At 47.4% G+C, this 15,419-nt stretch carries 13 protein-coding genes; 3 read left to right on the plus strand and 10 right to left on the minus strand.

Annotation, left to right across the window (positions count from 1 at the left end; translation table 11 throughout):
* Positions 1-10: 10 nt before the first annotated feature.
* From uvrC to trxA, 5 genes are all read right to left on the minus strand, one after another.
* Entirely contained in the window at positions 11-1,831 is a 1,821-nt protein-coding gene (gene uvrC / locus AC4IFB_RS09240) for an excinuclease ABC subunit UvrC (protein ID WP_490780006.1), read from the minus strand.
* Positions 1,832-1,990: 159 nt separating this feature from the next.
* Positions 1,991-2,620: a uracil-DNA glycosylase gene (locus AC4IFB_RS09245; RefSeq protein ID WP_490780007.1), complete on the minus strand. Its 630-nt coding sequence runs from the start codon at positions 2,618-2,620 to the stop codon at positions 1,991-1,993.
* Complete coding sequence (locus AC4IFB_RS09250) at positions 2,617-3,264, minus strand: response regulator (protein WP_490776021.1); 648 nt, start codon at positions 3,262-3,264, stop codon at positions 2,617-2,619. The genes AC4IFB_RS09245 and AC4IFB_RS09250 overlap by 4 nt, the downstream gene beginning before the upstream one ends.
* Before the next feature lie 187 nt (positions 3,265-3,451).
* Positions 3,452-3,943, minus strand: coding sequence for a DUF1249 domain-containing protein (locus AC4IFB_RS09255; RefSeq protein ID WP_490776020.1), 492 nt, complete (start codon positions 3,941-3,943; stop codon positions 3,452-3,454).
* Between the two features lie 95 nt (positions 3,944-4,038).
* A complete protein-coding gene (gene trxA / locus AC4IFB_RS09260) occupies positions 4,039-4,416 on the minus strand; it encodes a thioredoxin (protein WP_490776019.1) in 378 nt (125 codons plus the stop codon).
* Between the two features lie 58 nt (positions 4,417-4,474).
* On the opposite strand from trxA, the gene AC4IFB_RS09265 reads away from it, so the two are divergent.
* A complete protein-coding gene (locus tag AC4IFB_RS09265) occupies positions 4,475-4,738 on the plus strand; it encodes a hypothetical protein (protein WP_490776018.1) in 264 nt (87 codons plus the stop codon).
* On the opposite strand, the gene adk is transcribed toward AC4IFB_RS09265, so the two are convergent.
* The 3 genes from adk to AC4IFB_RS09280 all read right to left on the minus strand — a co-directional run bounded on the left by adk (position 4,735) and on the right by AC4IFB_RS09280 (position 9,320).
* Positions 4,735-5,379: an adenylate kinase gene (gene adk / locus AC4IFB_RS09270; RefSeq protein ID WP_490776017.1), complete on the minus strand. Its 645-nt coding sequence runs from the start codon at positions 5,377-5,379 to the stop codon at positions 4,735-4,737. The genes AC4IFB_RS09265 and adk overlap by 4 nt on opposite strands.
* A 387-nt stretch (positions 5,380-5,766) precedes the next feature.
* Entirely contained in the window at positions 5,767-7,674 is a 1,908-nt protein-coding gene (gene htpG, locus AC4IFB_RS09275) for a molecular chaperone HtpG (protein WP_490780008.1), read from the minus strand.
* Between the two features lie 191 nt (positions 7,675-7,865).
* On the minus strand, positions 7,866-9,320 hold the full coding sequence (locus AC4IFB_RS09280; protein WP_490780009.1) for a TIGR03016 family PEP-CTERM system-associated outer membrane protein: 1,455 nt from the start codon (positions 9,318-9,320) through the stop codon (positions 7,866-7,868).
* A 515-nt stretch (positions 9,321-9,835) separates the two neighbouring features.
* On the opposite strand from AC4IFB_RS09280, the gene AC4IFB_RS09285 reads away from it, so the two are divergent.
* Together AC4IFB_RS09285 and AC4IFB_RS09290 are read left to right on the plus strand one after the other, a co-directional pair.
* A complete protein-coding gene (locus AC4IFB_RS09285) occupies positions 9,836-11,470 on the plus strand; it encodes an alpha-D-glucose phosphate-specific phosphoglucomutase (protein WP_490776014.1) in 1,635 nt (544 codons plus the stop codon).
* 109 nt (positions 11,471-11,579) lie between these two features.
* On the plus strand, positions 11,580-11,867 hold the full coding sequence (locus AC4IFB_RS09290; protein ID WP_490776013.1) for a DUF2934 domain-containing protein: 288 nt from the start codon (positions 11,580-11,582) through the stop codon (positions 11,865-11,867).
* Between the two features lie 199 nt (positions 11,868-12,066).
* On the opposite strand, the gene AC4IFB_RS09295 is transcribed toward AC4IFB_RS09290, so the two are convergent.
* Both AC4IFB_RS09295 and AC4IFB_RS09300 read right to left on the minus strand, forming a co-directional pair.
* Positions 12,067-12,978 carry a DMT family transporter gene (locus tag AC4IFB_RS09295; RefSeq protein ID WP_490780010.1) on the minus strand — a complete coding sequence of 304 codons (912 nt, stop codon included), beginning with the start codon at positions 12,976-12,978 and terminating at the stop codon, positions 12,067-12,069.
* Between the two features lie 236 nt (positions 12,979-13,214).
* A complete protein-coding gene (locus AC4IFB_RS09300; RefSeq protein ID WP_490776011.1) occupies positions 13,215-15,302 on the minus strand; it encodes a TonB-dependent copper receptor in 2,088 nt (695 codons plus the stop codon).
* Positions 15,303-15,419: the final 117 nt, after the last annotated feature.

Below are 15,419 nucleotides of genomic sequence, written 5' to 3' on the forward strand. Positions count from 1 at the left end.
ATGTTACTTGTTATGTTGTATCATGAAAGGCTTGGTAGATCTGTTCTGCCAACCCATTGCTGATGCCCTCTACCCGGGCGATATCTTCCACGCCAGCCCTCGCGAGCTCCTGTAGACCACCAAATTGCCTCATAAGCCTCTGTCGACGCTTAGGACCTATACCAGCAATCTCTTCAAGAACAGAGCGATTGCGACTTTTGGAGCGTCTCTGGCGATGCGCTGTGATCGCAAATCGATGAGCTTCGTCCCTTATTTGCTGTATAAGATGAAGTGCCGGCGAATCTGCTGGCAGTATAATAGGTGCCTTGCGCCCCAACAAGAAGAGACGCTCCATGCCGGCTTTACGATCTGCCCCCTTAGCCACACCAACCAGGGTCAATCCGGATAGTCCTAAATCCTGCAATCGTTCGTGAACCGAGCTCAATTGTCCCTTGCCGCCATCGATAAACAGCAGATCAGGTAGAGCCACCTCCCCTCTCTTTATCCTGCGGTAACGACGTTCAAGGACTTGGCTCATTGCCGCATAGTCATCACCCGGCGTCACACCTTCAACGTTGAAACGGCGATAATCGGACTTCAGTGGGCCCTCTTGGTTAAAAACCACACAGGATCCAACCGTCAACTCTCCCTGGGTGTGGCTGATATCGAAACACTCCATGCGCTCAGGTAGTGCTTGCAGATCCAGGGCCTTCACTAATGACTGAAGTCTCTGATCCATATCTGATTGCGCATTTATTCGACTTTGCAGAGCCAGACTGGCATTGCTGATAGCCATTTTTAGCCACCTGGCTCGCTCTCCACGCACATTTGTACTAATGCGAATACGACGCTTCGCCTGCTGACTGAAAACCTCTTCGAGTAAGGTTTGCTCCTCTAACCGGGCACTTAGAATAATTTCATTGGGAAGCGGTTTTTCAAGATAGTATTGGGTCAAGAATGCCCTTAAAACCGCTTCATCCGGATCATCCTGGGGAACGGAGGGATAGAAGGATTTATTCCCCAGATTCCGGCCAGAGCGAATATAGAACACCTGAATACAGGCACTACCACCACGTTTTGCAATGGCGACGATATCCAGATCCCCCGATTCACCACTCACATATTGACGCTCCTGAATTCGGCGCAAACTCTTTATCTGATCCCGATAACGTGCTGCCTGCTCAAATTCCAGCTTCTGGGATGCCTCTTCCATGCGAGTTACCAATGCATCGACTACCTGATTGGTTTTTCCCTCCAAAAACATAATCGCGTGCTCTACATCCTGATCATACTCCTGCTCACTGACCAAGCCGACACAAGGTGCACTGCAACGTTTAATCTGGTACTGCAGACAGGCTCTGGAACGGTTGCGATAAAAGCTCTCTTCACACTGACGTACCGGAAAGAGTTTCTGCAGCAATTGCAGGGTCTCCCTGGTGGAACCCGCACTGGGAAAAGGCCCAAAATATCTCCCCTTACCTGTTCGCGCACCACGTTTGAATGAGAGAGCCGGATAGCCATGATCCACTGAGAGATGAATATAGGGGTAACTCTTATCGTCTCTTAGAAGAATATTGTATTTGGGCTTGAGTGACTTAATCAGTTGATTCTCAAGAATCAACGCCTCTGCCTCAGTATGGGTGACGATAATCTCAATATTTACGATCTGAGATACCATAATCTGAATTCTTCGATTGAGACTGCGGGTAAAGTAACTTGAGACCCGTTTCTTCAGATTTTTTGCCTTTCCGACATAGAGTACCTTTTCATCAACACTGATCATGCGATAGACCCCAGGACGAGAGGTCAGGGTCTTCAAGAAACTGGCGGGATCGAAAGGCTGAATTACCATACAGGCGTCTATGCTATGACAATTTTATTGAGCGTGCGAACTGAATCTATTTTTGGGACATTTTTTTGTCCCTATGCTTTTGATTTCAATATGGAAGGCGGATGTCAGCCTATCTATTTATTTAAGCATCAAAGGGTGATGATCCAGAGACCAAATAGATCATCCCATAAGCTCTTTCGCTCGATGAAATACCTGTTGAAACATCTCTGGTGTCAAACGTCGAGTTTGAGTGTTGTAACGACTACAGTGGTATGAATCGAGGAGTTGCAGATCATCACTGAGTATATGTTCACCAGCATGGGAGAAACGGTGATCTTTCTGCCTCAACCCCAATGCCTTAATTACAGCTTGATGTGCAATTGAGCCCAGGGCAATCACCAAGCTTGAGGAAGGTAGTTCAAGCAGCTCATTACTGAGAAATTTATTGCACTGATTAACCTCGGCACCCAAGGGTTTATTTTGTGGTGGCAGGCATTTCACCGCATTGGTGATGCGGCAATTAATCAGTTTAAGCCGATCCTTCCGGCTTTTTGATTCCGGCTTATTGGAGAAGCCATAATCGCAGAGTGTCTGATAGAGCAATATTCCGGCATGGTCTCCGGTAAACGGGCGACCCGTGGCGTTAGCACCATGCATTCCAGGTGCCAGCCCGACAATCAATAAACGTGCTTTCGGGTCACCGAAAGGTGCTACAGGTGCGCAATGGTAATCGGGATATTCATTCCCAACCTGATCCAGAAACTCTGCCAGCCGGGGACAGAGGCGACACTTGGCATTAAACGTTTTCAATGCTTTTCGCTGTCTTTAAGAATTCCGTGACGATAGGCCAGGCGAGTCAATTCAACATCATTCTTAAGATCAAGTTTTTCATAGATGCGTTGGCGATAGGTACTCACAGTCTTCGGGCTTAGCGAAAGAATATCTGAAATCTCCTGATTCTTCTGGCCTTCTAGAATCTGCAACAGAACCTGGGTTTCCCGTGAAGAGAGGACTTTAAAAGGGTTGTCAGCATTACCCTGCCACTCAGTCAGTGTGTGTTTTCTGGCAACATCTGAAGCAATGTAGTGATGTCCCTTGTAGACGGCCCGAATTGCACGAATCATCTCATCCGCAGGACAACCCTTTGTCAGAAATCCCATTGCACCAACTTCATGAAGCCTTGATGGAAACGGATCATCATCCAGTACAGTGAGCGCGATAACCTTCAGATCGGATTTAACGCGAAGAACCCTACGGGTTGCCTCAATGCCCCCCATACCTGGCATATTCACATCCATCAGCACAACGTCCGGTGTAGATTTTCTCACCAGTTCAATTGCTTCTTCACCTGTGGAGGCTTCTCCGACAACTTCTATCTCTTCAGCCTTATCGAGAATCCCCTTAACTCCGGTTCTGATCAACTCATGATCATCAACCAGTAAAACTTTTATCATATTTGCATCTCTGCAGATCCCTCTAACCTTAGCGAAAAGATCCAGGCAACTACTCTGAAGCAGTCCCCAAACCTAAACTCGGTGGTAATCATTAGCGCTAATTTACCGCAAATGAGTAGTAACAGCGAGTACTATAGGTTGTTAAATGTAGTCCCTTGAAAGCTTCAATATCTGACCAGTAAGTCAATCATCCGACCTTAGACATGGGAAATTCTCCCCTCATGTCACGATTTTCCATTCGGAAGATATGACCCTGCTCAGCACAATAACGAAGCCATTTAGAAAGAAAAAGATTAATTTTCCAACGCTGCTCAAGCGTTGGGTTCTCTCCCCATCGATGTAGTGGCAGACTCGATTGTCGTATATCAATCACATCGACCTGCTTTGAATCGTGGTAGACCCTAAGCATCGCGTCAGGATCTGGATAGTCACCTACCACATGGGTAAAGTAGTAGGTCAAGTGTACCAGGGAGGTGTAAGGCGTCTGCTCAACCACGTCGAGGTAGAGGTCCATACTGTCTCCCAATCTCGACCGATATTCACCTACCTGATCTTGAAGATCAGGGGCCATTCGCAATAGCAATGAGTAGTTCTCTTCGCTGAGATCCAGGACACGGCCCATTGTCGGTCGCAGAGAGAGCAACCTTTTCATTTTCCATGGGTAGTCAGAGGATCTCATGGCAACTCCTGTTGTCAGCCAAAGCTACCGCGAATTGGAGTAGACACCTCTATTTCCCGGCTAAACCGACACAAAACTTGGGAGTACAACAGAGTTCAGGCGTTTTCGCCGTTTTGTTGTTCAGCCTCAATTTGAGCTCTGACCTCATTCATATCCAGCTCACCCGCTTTACCGAGAAGTTCCCGAAAACTTGATTCAGGGAGCGCTCCAGGCTGAGAAAAGATAATGATATTGTCACGAAAGATCATCAGAGTCGGGATGGATCGAACCTGAAAGTGCATTGCCAGATCCTGCTCTTCTTCAGTGTTCACCTTACCGAACACAATATTCGGGTGATCTTCAGATACGCTCTCATACGTCGGAGCGAAAGAGCGGCATGGACCGCACCAAGGCGCCCAAAAATCTATAATTACAAATTCATTGTCGGTTACGGTCGATTCAAAATTATCTTTAGTTAATTCTACTACAGCCACGTGGTAGCCCCTTACTGGAAGTTGAGATGAAACAGATGTTATCAGAATAGAGCGTTCAATGCCTGCCGAATTCCTTGGACGATGTAATGTATATATGGCACCTATCAACGTCAGCGGAAGTCTTCAGCTGCAAGGCGCATCTCTCAGTGAATGGCGCGCCCTTTACAAGATAGACAACACTGAATATAGCGGCCACTCATCGCACCGAAAAGGAGGCAACTACCAATCACAGGTAGATCTGCAAACATGGAATCCAGGAATAAAAAAAGGGCTGCAATCTGTTGCAGCCCTTTATCAGAATCAGGTGACTCTATCGACTTAACCTAAGCCTTGAAAAATCTGATCTCGGATCTCGTCTACTCCACCTACTCCATTGATTTTTATATATTTGCAGCTACCAGCATCAGCTTCTTTACTGTAAAAGGCAACCAGTGGTTCTGTCTGGTCATGATAGACTTTGAGACGTGCTTTCACTGTCTCCTCCTGGTCGTCATCACGCTGAATCAGCTCCTCACCGGTTTCGTCATCCTTACCCTCCACTTTGGGTGGATTAAAGACAACATGGTAGGTACGACCAGATGCAAGGTGAACACGGCGCCCGGACATGCGTTTAATGATCTCTTCGTCAGGCACATCGATCTCAACCACGGCATCTATAGGAACCCCAGCTTCTTTGAGTGAATCAGCCTGGGGGATCGTGCGAGGAAAACCATCAAAGAGATAACCGTTTTTACAGTCATCCTGAGTAATTCGCTCTTTCACCATTCCCATGATTATGTCATCTGAGACCAAGCCACCTTCATCCATGATCTTTTTTGCGGCAACACCGAGTTCTGATCCTGACTTGACATGAGCTCTCAACATATCACCGGTTGAAATCTGTGGGATTTTATATTTTTCTTTAATGTAATTCGCCTGAGTGCCCTTACCTGCACCTGGTCCGCCCAATAGAATGACGCGCATTATGAATCTCCTTCGGTTGTTATGAGTATATTCGGATTTTCACCCGCTGATGAAACAATTCTGTTAATTCAGCCTAACCTGAATCTTACCCTGGAGTTTGCCATGCCCTGCAAGCAGGGGCCAGTTGAGGCTATCAATAGGCGGATACAGGCCACTTATGAACATGAGCGGGCAGATCACCCGACATAGACAATATGATAGAATCAGTATCAGAAGATGGAATTTAGTTATTGTTTTATAGATAAATTAGTTTATTCATAACATACCAATCTGAATCGAGCCAAAAAGCTGATATCTCATTATCAGGGCTTCTCGGCTCGAATCCAGATTGGTACAACAAAACAGTGATCGTTTCCTATCAAAGTTTTTTTATTCGCTAATGCGGCATTAATTGCCTGCCAGCTTCAGCATCAGACTGTTGAGTCTTCTCACAAATGATGCCGGATCATCCAGTTGCCCACCTTCAGCCAGCTGAGCCTGATCGAACAGAACCTTGGTCAGATCCCCGAAACGCTCTTCATCTGATTCAGCTTCAAGCCTTTCCACCAGTGGGTGTGATGAGTTGATCTCCATAATCGGCATTGTCTGGGGCGCATCCTGTCCTACAGATTTCAGAACTCTGGCAAGGTTAGCACTCATATCATGCTCTTCAACCACCAGACAGGAGGGAGAATCAGTTAAACGCTGACTGACCCGTATCTCCTTAACTGAATCCTTCAGGATCTCCTGCATTCTTTCAAGTAAAGCCTTATGCTCTTCACTCTCCTTTTCCTGGCTCTCCTGCTCCTCTTTATCTTCCAGATCACCCAGATCCAACGCACCTTTTGCAACAGATTGGAGGGTCTTGCCATCAAATTCAGTGAGACTGGTTACCAACCACTCATCAACCCGATCGGAAAGCAGCAATACTTCGATCTCTTTTTTCTTCAGAACTTCCAGGTGAGGACTGAAACGAGCTGCCGCTGGGGTTTCCGCAGTGATGTAGTAGATTTTTTCCTGGCCCTCACGCATGCGTGAGATGTAGTCAGCCAATGATACGGTCTGTTCATCCTTTTCATTGTGTGTGGAAGCAAATCGCAGCAATCCGGCAATTTTCTCTTTGTTGCTGAAATCTTCAGCCGGCCCCTCTTTCAATACCTTGCCGAACTGATCCCAGAAGACTTGATACTTCTCCTGATCATTTTCAGCCAGTTTCTCTAATGCACCGAGAATGCGTTTAACATTGGCTTGGCGAATGGTGTCGATCTTGCGGTTATGCTGCAGAATCTCACGGGAGACGTTGAGCGGCAGATCATCAGAATCGACTACGCCTCTGACAAAGCGTAAATAGCGAGGCATCAATTTCTCTGCCTCGTCCATGATGAATACCCGTCGAACAAACAGCTTTACACCATGCTTTTGATCCCTGTCCCACAAATCGAATGGTGCACGATTAGGTACGAAGAGCAGTGCGGTATATTCATTATTCCCTTCTACCCGGTTATGCACGTGTAGTAGTGGATCTTCGAAATCGTGGGAGACATGCTTGTAGAATTCGTTGTACTCCTCATCGGAGATATCGGAGCGATTGCGCATCCATAGGGCGGTACCTGTATTTACTCGTTCGAATTCCGGGGCCTCAGGCTTCTCCTCATCCTCGCCATAGAACTCTTTTTCCATCTCCACAGGGATCGTAATGTGATCTGAAAATTTCGAGATAACGTTACGCAGCCTGAATCCCTCCAGGAACTCTTTTTCATCTTCCCTTAGATGAAGTACAACATCCGTTCCACGACTCAGCTTGTCGATATTCTCAATAGAGTAGGAACCCTCACCTTCTGATACCCACTGCACACCGTGTTCCTGCCCCAGGCCGGCTCTTCGGGTGAGTAGCGTTACTTTTTCCGCAACAATGAATGCAGAATAGAAGCCGACACCGAACTGCCCAATCAATTCGCTGTCCTTGGCCTGATCCCCAGACATCGCTTCAAAGAACTTTCGTGTGCCAGAGCTTGCAATGGTACCGATGGTATCGGTGACATCCTGTCGGCTCATGCCTATGCCATTATCTGAAATGGTCAAGGTGCCGGCATCCTTATCGTAGGTCACCACAACTTTAAGCTCGGGATCATCCTCGAACAGCGCTTCATCGGTGAGCGCTTCAAATCTCAGCTTCTCGGCAGCATCCGAGGCGTTTGAAATCAATTCCCGGAGAAAGATCTCTTTATTGCTGTAGAGTGATCGAATAACAAGATTGAGTACCTGGCTGACTTCTGCCTGAAAATCCAGGGTTTCCTTTTGAGCTTCAACTGACATATTTGAAAACGGCCTCTGTAATCAAGAAGGTAGATTAAGAACACCCCACAAAGAGAACCTGTACCTAGTAGCACAAACGGCCCTTTTCATGGGATTGGAAAATCGTTCTCTAATATGGGATCTTTTATCGGTTTTTCAAGACTGGATGCTCGATCCCTCAGTCAGATCCAGTGCAAATATTCTCAAAACCATTAAAATCTCATTAATAATCCAAGAGTTACACGATTCTCTTCATAAGTGGTCAATTCAGTCTCCCCTTCTCGATCGAGATGGGTGACACTGGTGGATATTGTCGTCTGAGGACCAAGAAGATAGTTGACACCCAGAGAGGCGGACCACTCTTTGTAGTCCTGAAGTTCTTCATCGTGATCTCTCCAGTGGAGTCGGGAGATACCTGAAAACTTACGACTGATTAAACGATAGAGTGAGACCGATGCGGTAGTATCCTCAGTATCCTGAGTGGCGATCTCATAATCTCTCTTGGTAAATCCAGCTCTTAATTCAGCCCGGGTTCTTTGGGTTCTGAATACATAGGAAGCGGTTACCCGGTCAGACTCATAATATTCTGCACTGAGGGTTGAAACCCCAGTTACAGTAACTGGTGGTGGATTATCCAGAACCGCGTCTCTGACGACATTGCCAAACTCATCCTGGCGCTGGAACAAAGAGGGCCGAGTCGCCTCATCACGGGCACTGATGTAGTCCCGCTTATAGTCGATGCGCCACACGGATCGACCGGAAGTGTGCTCAAAATTGAGGTAGTAATCATCGCCAAAGGCTCTTTCACCACCACCCAAGGCAAATCTCGTTCGACTGGTGGGTGTAAAGACTATGCCGACAGACCACAGCTCCCCATCCACATCTTCACCGATAATGAGATCAAAATCTTCATAGCCAGCTGCGAACGCCACTGCCCATCGGCGTGAGATTTGTTGTAAAAACTCACCTCTGAAGATTGAGATCTTGTTCTTGTCGTCGCTGGTTCCTGTGTAATCCTCCAGCGTATGACTCGCTGCAAGCTCCCAGGCATGGGAAGTTGAATAGGTACCACTGCCCAGAATCAGATCAAACTCTTGTGAGGTACTGTCAACCTCATCCTGATCTTCATAATCAACCTTATCAGCCGAATAACGAGCTTCCAGAACACTGACATTGCCGAAGCGGGTTGTGTAGTAGGGGCTGACACCAACTGTGTAGTAATCGATATTTTCAGTCGGCCCCGTCAAACCATCAGGACTGGTGCGACTGGAAGAGATCTGGGTTTGGTCAGAAGTTGCCCAGGCATCAACAAACAGATGATTCTCTACAAGCTCAACATCACCATTGGCACGCAACAGGTGAACAGTCTCATTATCTCTTGTCTCTTCCTTATAGTATCGATATTCGGGAGAGTAGTTGAAATCGAGATTGGCTCTGGCACCCTCGCGAAAGATTGAGACGCTGGGTCTTACACGAGTAACGTACTCACTCTGCTTCTCCTCACTGGTCAGCAGTGCATTATCTGTATAGACCTCATCTAATGCTATTGAGGGGGATACAATCCACTCGCCTGATAGGGAAGCTACGGGAAACGAGAGCAAACTGAACATTGCCAGTGTTTGTAGCTTATGAATTCGGTCAGATTTACGAAATATTACGCAAGACATCCTATCCATCCTGTCTGTATCTGTTTAGATTGAGTCATTTTGTTTCTTTCATCCCTGATTGAGTCAGCATGCACTCTCCGGTCTTACCCCAGGAGCCTGTTGACTTCAGCGGCACGGAATCATCAATGACAGTGATAATGCGGCGTGAATTCTATCATGCTTTGCAGATATAGAAGTTATCTGCCGCACAGATTAAACCCATCATATCTGTAGTCTGACTGTCAGTTGGTAAAAAACCCAAATTCCATATTGACTGACAATTCTAACCCGAATACCCAGCTTGTCGTGTAAATATTACCCATATCCATGAGAGGCCTATTGGCGGAGCCAGAGGAGCAAAGGCCCTTCCCTGCCTGAATAGATGGGCTGCAACCCTGCCGCTGCCGGTTGGCTCAGAAAATTGAGGGCCTTCGTGAAATTCCCGAGCAACGGCTATCTCTACACTTCAACTGACCATAGCAGTTGTGTTTGAATAGTGGTTATCCAAGTAACAAATCCACAAATAGACCGAAATCATGCAAATTAATACTGTGACCACCCAAGCCTTTGACGACCAACGTCCCGGGACATCTGGATTAAGAAAAAAAGTTAGGGTGTTTCAGACCCCGAACTATTTAGAGAATTTTGTTCAAGCCATATTCGATACCCAGGCCGATCTGATTGGTGGCAGCCTGGTTTTGGGTGGGGATGGCCGATTTTACAATCGCGAGGCGATACAAATCATCCTGAAAATGGCGGTAGCCAATGGTATTGCCAAAGTCATTGTTGGGCTGGGAGGTCTGTTGTCGACACCAGCAGCATCTTGTGTCATTCGTAAATATCAGACCAACGGAGGCATCATTCTCTCTGCCAGCCATAATCCCGGCGGCCCGGATGAAGACTTTGGCATCAAGTTCAACACCCCCAATGGTGGGCCAGCCCCTGAATTGGTAACAGAAGCCATATTCGATAGAACAAAATCCATTGATAACTACCGTATTGCTGAGTGCGCCGATATCGATCTGGACAAAGCTGGTGAACAGCGCATCGGTGATACAACTATCCAGATTATTGATTCTGTAAGTGATTATGCCGAGCTGATGGCCAGCCTGTTTGACTTTGAGCGCATTCATCAACTGTTCAATTCTGGTGCATTCACCATGCGCTTCGACGCGATGCACGCAGTAACCGGGCCCTATGCCAAACGTATTCTGGAAGAGTTGCTGGGCGCAGAACCGGGAACGGTAATTAACGGTATCCCAAAAATCGATTTTGGTGCCGGCCATCCAGACCCCAATCTGGTTCATGCCCATGAACTGGTAGAGATGACCGAAGGTCGCAATGGCGCTGATTTCGGTGCAGCTTCAGATGGCGATGGTGACAGAAACATGATCCTGGGACGCGATTTTTTTGTTACGCCCAGTGACAGTCTGGCAGTCATAGCAGCCAATGCCCATTTGATTAAAGGCTATAGCGCTGGCATTAGTGGTGTTGCCCGTTCCATGCCTACCAGTCAAGCAGCTGATCGTGTTGCTGAAAAGCTCGGGCTTGAGTGTTTTGAAACCCCCACTGGCTGGAAATTTTTTGGTAACCTGCTGGATGCAGGAAAGATCACTCTGTGTGGCGAAGAGAGCTTTGGAACAGGCTCCAACCATATCAGAGAAAAAGATGGTTTATGGGCGGTTCTGTTTTGGCTCAATCTACTTGCAGTCAAACAGCAATCTGTAGAGTTGATCGTACGGGATCACTGGCAGACCTATGGCCGGAATTACTACACCAGGTATGATTACGAGGCGATAGAGAAAGATGCCGCAGAGTCACTCATGCAATCCCTGGTTGATAAACTCGACAGCCTGATTGGCGATGAGATTAGTGGCTACCAGGTAGAGTATGCAGACAACTTTTCCTATACCGACCCGGTCGATTCCAGCCGCTCTGAGAATCAAGGAATCCGCATTGGGTTTACCGATGGATCAAGGATTGTCTACCGACTCTCAGGTACCGGCACGGAAGGCGCTACCTTGAGGGTCTATCTTGAAGCATATCAGCCCGATCCAGAAAAGCAGATGGAGAGCACGCAACAGGTCATGAAACCACTTGTGGAGATAGCCTTGGCAGTTGCTGAAATTGAACAACGAACAGGACGAACTGAGCCAACAGTTATCACCTGAAATTTTACTGGACAACTTGCAACTGGATCACTATATATCAGCCATAGTTGAGAATATAATAACTATATTTCAGGTACAATAATCAAACGACATTCAGGGGAGCCCCGCTGTGAATAAGAAACAGGATAAAGTGAGCGAAAAAAAAGTAACGAAGAAAAAAACAACTTCAAAAAAAGCGGCGAAACCAAAAGTCGTTAAGAAAAAAACCACTAAGAAAAAGAGTGTGGCAAAGAAGGCATCTTCGAAAGTGGCAGTGATCAGTCCTCGAGAGCGCTATGAGATGATTGCCACCATGGCTTACTATCGGGCAGAAGCTCGAAATTTCGAGCCGGGCAATGATGTCCAGGACTGGCTCGATTGTGAAAGCACCATAAATGAGTTGCTGAAGAAAAAGTGACTCTCATTTAGATTTGCGCGAAAGCCTTGCGCCCCGTATTCACACTCTATTCTTGTAAATGCGGGGCGCATATAGTCGGTCTATAGCAGTTAAATCTACGAAAAAATATAGGATTCAGGCTGTGCAAATGGGCCTGGATGGGTGTTCACTTCTATTCCTCAATATTTGATCCACCAGTTCGGATTCAGTAAAAGATCTTCTACAGGGATCGCCGTGCAGACAGGGTTGCCAGGACACGCTGATGTGCCCAGACAAGCAGTCCTGCACCGACAATCAAACATGAGCCCAAGTAGAACGGCCATCCCAGCGTATCTTCAAAAAAGAGCAGGCTAATCAGAGCCGCTGCAACGAGCTGCGCATTGAGATAGGGTGAAAGCAGTGAAGCAGACGCCATATGAAATGCTTTCACCAGCAGAAAATGGCCAGCTGCACCTAATGCTCCAGTGGTTAATAAATATAACCACTGAGTGATGGTGGGTTGCTGCCACCAGAGTGGTAGCAGCAAGGTCAATACAATCGCACCGGTGAATGTTGTATGAAACAGTGTGGTTTGTTCACTGTCATGACCTTTCAGTGCTCTGGTCAAGACAAAATAGAAGGCGAGACTAACAGCAGCCAGACAAGCTAACAGCAGTGCAGGATCAGGGTCGCGAAATCCTGGCCTGACAATAAACAGCACACCAATAAAACCACCACCAACAGCAAACCACTCGACTGCACCAACCTTCTCCTTCAAAAACCATCCAGCGAGCAAGGTCACCAGGACGGGTGCAAAAAAGACAATTGAAGTGGCATCCGCCAGTGATATCGTTTGAATGGCGCTATATAGACTCAAAGTCACAGCCATTAAACAGATGGCTCTGAGTAGCTGAGTCCAGGGCCGGTTCGGACGAACAAAAGCAAATCCCTGGCGGTATGAAAAGATTATTCCGACAAATAAAGTGTGGAAAAAATAGCGTGCCCAGACAACCTGAGGCATGGCTAAATCCTGCATCAGCCATTTACCCAAACCATCCATTACTGCCAACAAAATACAGGCGACAACGGTACTGACAATACCCCAGAAGAGGTGATGCACACTCTGGTTGGGTCTATCTGTTGATTGAGACATTCAGTGAGCCTGCAAAACAAGGAAAAAGGTCAGGCGGATTGTATCCCCGCAGGTTATCTATGTCTTCGTAGAATCTAAATTGTCATAGACTATGACTGGAATTAATGGAGAATCCATCAAAAGGGAGTGATTCAAGAGGTGAACACTACTCCCTTCCAGGAGCGGAAGAAGAGGCCGGTTTTGTCTCTATCAGGGGAAGAGCTATGCCCCCCTGATAGAGCACCTCTCTTACCAGATCAGAACTTGATACCAGCTTTCAACCAGACCTCGCGACCCGGTTCATTGACCTGGATCGCTTCAGGGTTGAATGGATCCGCATTTGCCCGATTAACATGATAGGCATAGCTTTTATCCAACAGATTGTCGATGCCAAAGCTGACATCGGCAGAGCTGGTTATCTCATAGCTGCCATAGAGGTCAATTACAGCCCATCCAGGTGTCTCCTGGGCATCTTGACCACTTCCATTCTCCAGATCCGCACGAGTCTGTTTGGCCGACATGCGCACCTTGCTACCGAAATCCAATGACCCTAGTCTATATTCCATACCAAGTGTGGCTTCGAGAGGGGAAATTTGTGCAATAGGACGATCGTCTGTACTGTTTTCTGCACGCACATAGGCGAGACTGGCGGTGGTACTCAGAGAATCGAGAATCTTGTAACCGCCCTGCCATTCGATGCCGTAGAATTCCGCATCCACATTACGATAGATAGTCGCCGTACCATTGGACACCAGAATACCATCCTGACCACGGGCTTTGTCACGCAGGATGTAGTCACTTACATCGTTGTAGAAAACGGAGACATCCGTATCCCATGCATCTCCAGTCCAACGCAGGCCTGCTTCGATCTGGTGATGCTTTTCAGGTTCCAGCTCCGGGTTACCCACCCAACTGCTGTCCATTCCTGTCATCATGTTCCGCGCGAAACTCGCCAGATAACGTTCAGTTGCGTCGGCAGTACGTACACTACGACTCAATCCAGTGTAGAGCGTGCCATCACCTATCTCTCTTTCATACTGTACAAACCCGCCAACATTGTCCTCTGTCTTATTGTCGGATGTATCTGCATAGTAGGCTGCGTAGAGGTTGTTCGGGGTAGGACTGGGACCAAGATCCGGTTTCTCGTCACCCCTGGAAATGGAGGCGTCGACCCGATCATAGCGCAATCCCGCCTTGACTCGATCCAGCGCACTTACCGGCAGCGATAATTCCGCAAAAACACCAGTCTGTTCCAACTCGGCCCCAGGCCACATAATCGACTGCAGCGTGACCGGATCCATGTTAGGCATACCGGAAAAACGATCAGCATCGCGCTCATTATTCTGATAGTCAAAACCGACTGTCAGGGTTGATTCACCCAACATCAGATCCCCCAGCAAGCGACCACCTTTGGTATCTGAGGAGGTTGGTACACTCATGCGCATGGGTGCGGTCAGCTCTCTTAATGAGTAGTTGTCCATAAGATGGTCAACTTCACTGGAGTAGATCTCTGCCTTGATACCTGACAGCGGCCCCAGATTATCACTCTGCTCATACTTCAAACGAATATTGTCAGAATCACTCATTGGCGAGTCCATACCGGCCCCCGCATAGTAGGCATCATCTTCACGGGTGGCTTCAAGATTCAGTTGCAGTACTTTGTTCTGATCCGGGGTATAGCCCAGGATCAGATTGCCGGATTGATTACTAAAAGACGAACGTACTTCGTTACCATCACCATCTTCATAGTTTTCAGCATCTTTGTAACCAATGATGCCCCGTGCATATCCCAGTTCAGTACCGGCTGCCAGATCAACTGAGGCCTCTTTTGTCTGGGAGTTACTTTTATAGCCAACATCTGCACGACCCAGATAGGGTTTGCCTGGCTCGAATTGAGGGACGCTGCGTTCAAATAATACGGTTCCACCACTACCACCGCCGCCATAAATTACTGTTTGAGAGCCCTTGATAACGGTAACGCTGTCATAACTTTCCATCGAGGAGTATGCAGTAGGCGGATCCATGCGGTTTGGACAACCACCATGTATGTAGGCACCATCCATAAGAATATTGAGGCGATTCTGACTCTGACCTCGAATGATTGGATCGATCCCATGCCCCCCCATTCTTGTACCGGAAACACCATTTATATCCCGCAGAAAATCAGCCGCATCTGCGGGAATACCGGAAGAAGTCCCATCCATTGGTGTTGATATCACTGCCGGAGCGGTCTCGCCCTCCCCTTCGACAACAACTTCGTTCAGGCTCTCGGTCTGGTCATCCGCAAGCAGAAGCTGGGCAGATAAAAGAGAACTGATTGCCAATGATAAGGCTGTAGGTCGCATGCATTCACCTCTATGTTTTCTAATATTTCAAACAGTGTTAAATAGCAATATCCACACCAACCAAACAAGTCGCTGTTTCCACAAACAATCTCTGGGTTAGGTTTAGATGAGATGGAA

The organism is Candidatus Thiodiazotropha sp. AKIB8, from assembly GCF_058244675.1.

Coding starts and splice junctions, on each gene's coding strand:
- AC4IFB_RS09280 (WP_490780009.1), bottom strand. CDS start 9,320: ATGTCTTGCGTAATATTTCGTAAATCTGACCGAATTCATAAGCTACAA.
- AC4IFB_RS09295 (WP_490780010.1), bottom strand. CDS start 12,978: ATGTCTCAATCAACAGATAGACCCAACCAGAGTGTGCATCACCTCTTC.
- AC4IFB_RS09250 (WP_490776021.1), bottom strand. CDS start 3,264: ATGATAAAAGTTTTACTGGTTGATGATCATGAGTTGATCAGAACCGGA.
- AC4IFB_RS09300 (WP_490776011.1), bottom strand. CDS start 15,302: ATGCGACCTACAGCCTTATCATTGGCAATCAGTTCTCTTTTATCTGCC.
- htpG (WP_490780008.1), bottom strand. CDS start 7,674: ATGTCAGTTGAAGCTCAAAAGGAAACCCTGGATTTTCAGGCAGAAGTC.
- AC4IFB_RS09285 (WP_490776014.1), top strand. CDS start 9,836: ATGCAAATTAATACTGTGACCACCCAAGCCTTTGACGACCAACGTCCC.
- AC4IFB_RS09255 (WP_490776020.1), bottom strand. CDS start 3,943: ATGAGATCCTCTGACTACCCATGGAAAATGAAAAGGTTGCTCTCTCTG.
- AC4IFB_RS09265 (WP_490776018.1), top strand. CDS start 4,475: ATGCCTGCCGAATTCCTTGGACGATGTAATGTATATATGGCACCTATC.
- uvrC (WP_490780006.1), bottom strand. CDS start 1,831: ATGGTAATTCAGCCTTTCGATCCCGCCAGTTTCTTGAAGACCCTGACC.
- adk (WP_490776017.1), bottom strand. CDS start 5,379: ATGCGCGTCATTCTATTGGGCGGACCAGGTGCAGGTAAGGGCACTCAG.